This is a genomic window from Nocardia sp. NPDC050799 (genome assembly GCF_040654015.1).
Taxonomy (GTDB): domain Bacteria; phylum Actinomycetota; class Actinomycetes; order Mycobacteriales; family Mycobacteriaceae; genus Nocardia.
Genome location: NZ_JBFAHF010000133.1, coordinates 1 through 1,064 on the forward strand (window position 1 = coordinate 1; position 1,064 = coordinate 1,064).

Annotated in this window: 1 protein-coding gene and 1 pseudogene; both read left to right on the forward strand. The window is 65.3% G+C overall.

Translation table 11 applies throughout. The features are described 5' to 3' along the window. A pseudogene (locus tag AB0H42_RS35890) lies at positions 1–605 on the forward strand (hypothetical protein); the annotation flags it as partial. After that, positions 602–1,064 (forward strand): hypothetical protein (locus AB0H42_RS35895; protein ID WP_357064369.1); only part of this gene is annotated, 463 nt, incomplete at its 3' end. The pseudogene AB0H42_RS35890 and the gene AB0H42_RS35895, both read left to right, overlap by 4 nt.

Consider the following 1,064-nt stretch of genomic DNA (forward strand, 5'->3'; position numbering starts at 1 on the left):
ATCGCCGCCTGCTGATGCAGGTGTTTCCGGCGGTTGGCGAAGTGTATCAGGCCACCGAGGGGTTCCTGGCCGCGACCTGCGCGCACGGCACGCTACATCTGAACGAAGAGTTTTTGCATATCGAACCGCAGTGGATCGACGAACTGCGCCTCACGCCGCTGATCACCGACTTTACCCGCAGTACGCAGCCGATCGTGCGCTATCGGCTGGATGATGTATTGGTGCTGCGCCAGGAACCCTGCCCATGCGGGCAACCGACGCGGGCGATTGCGCGTATCGAAGGGCGGCGCGACGATCAGCTGATGTTACCCGATGCGCAGCGGCAACCGCAGGCGGTGTTCGCCGATGCCTGCAGCCGGACGATCGCCAATGCGTTGCCGCTGACCAGCGATTACCGCCTGATCCAGCGCGGCGAGCAGCGGCTGGAGCTGATTGCCGATTGCAGCCAAGCGGAATTGGCGCACTGCCAGGCGCAGCTGATCGCACTGTTCGCCCGTCAGGGCATCGCCACCGAGCGGCTCGAATGGCGGCTGACGACGCAGGCGGTGCTGCCGCAGTTCGATCGCAAGCGGCGGCGCATCGTGCGCCGGGCGGAGGAGGCATGAAAAGCGCACTGTTCAGGCTATGGCACATGCTGCTGGGATGGGGCACGGTCGGCGTGGTGTATAGCCTGACCGATCGCCTGCAGGGGGCGGGAACCCTGTTGCCGCCGTCGGCGCTTGACCGGGCGATCCCGTTTAACCCGGCGGCCATTTGGCTCTATCTGTCGTTTTTTCTCATCGTCCCGGCTGGCTATTTGCTGGCGCCGCTGCGGGGAATCAAATGGCTGACGCTGGCGATGCAGCTGACGGCGCTGGGCGCCGGAGCGGTTTACCTGCTGTGGCCGACCACCATGGCCTATCCGCAGAACGATGGCGTTGGGATCAGCGCGCAGCTGCTGGCGGCGTTAACGCAGGTGGATTCGGCGCAGAACTGCCTGCCGTCGTTGCACATGGCGCTGACGGTGCTGGCGGTGTGGGCGCTGAGCGACGGCGAGCGCAAAATGCGGACGGCGCTGTGGATGC